Origin of the sequence: Piscirickettsia salmonis LF-89 = ATCC VR-1361 (assembly GCF_000297215.2) — a bacterium.
Classification (GTDB): Bacteria; Pseudomonadota; Gammaproteobacteria; order Piscirickettsiales; family Piscirickettsiaceae; genus Piscirickettsia; species Piscirickettsia salmonis.
Window position 1 is genome coordinate 1 of record NZ_AMFF02000215.1, and the last position, 826, is coordinate 826.

Consider the following 826-nt stretch of genomic DNA (forward strand, 5'->3'; position numbering starts at 1 on the left):
GTCCGTATAGTAATAACGAATGTTAAACGATGAAAGTTTTGATTTAAGCGCAATTAAAGCCTCATCTTTACGTCGGCCAAAATGATAGGCAAGAATTTTGCGGGTGGAGTGATCAATTGCATGCCAAAGCCAGCGCTGGTTTTTCTTATGGCCAACAAAGCTCCACATTTCATCCAGCTCAATATCGTTTGCACACACTAATTCGACTTCTCTTTCTTCATCACCGTTTAATAACTGGGTATTAACAGAGTCAAGACACTTGGCTTTTTTTTAACTCTTTCATGACGGTGTTTGTGCTGACTTTTAACACACGAGCGATATCCCGAATTCCACTGCCATTCATACTCATGTCAATAACTTTTTCTTTTGTCTCTGGCAAATCACCTGGCCGCTTATAGTTCAGTAGGAATATATCTTTATCACAGCCTGTATTTTTGCATTTATAACGCTGATTGCCTGAAGCGTTCCTGCCAAATTTAATGACATTATTCTCACTGCATTGAGGGCAATTGACTTCGATATGAGGCATGGATAAATCTCTAAATTATTGTTAACTTGCTTCGAATTATACCATGGCAATCAATAAGATACATCACCATCGAACAGTTGCTTGCAGTTTAGATGATAAAATCAATAGAAATTACCAGCCAGTCAAATCTCTTGATTTAAAAGATGGTGAGGCCATAGATGTATATCTTCAGGGAATTAATTTCCCAGTGCGATTAATGAAAAAGATCTTCACAAACGAAGACGGGTCAACAGGTCACCTCTATTTAATAACAAATGATTTAGAGACGGATGGTGATGGGCTTTACAAAATCTATCA

2 protein-coding genes and 1 pseudogene are annotated in these 826 nt (G+C 37.8%); 1 reads left to right on the plus strand and 2 read right to left on the minus strand.

The features are described 5' to 3' along the window. Together C200_RS13490 and C200_RS13495 are read right to left on the minus strand one after the other, a co-directional pair. A partial coding sequence (locus C200_RS13490; RefSeq protein ID WP_033923832.1) for an IS1 family transposase occupies nt 1–198 on the minus strand: 198 nt, incomplete at its 3' end. Nucleotides 199–250: 52 nt separating this feature from the next. Next, a complete protein-coding gene (locus C200_RS13495; protein WP_033923833.1) occupies nt 251–529 on the minus strand; it encodes an IS1-like element transposase in 279 nt (92 codons plus the stop codon). A 58-nt stretch (nt 530–587) separates the two neighbouring features. Here C200_RS13495 and C200_RS16270 point away from each other — a divergent pair. Further along, a pseudogene (locus C200_RS16270) lies at nt 588–826 on the plus strand (IS701 family transposase); the annotation flags it as partial.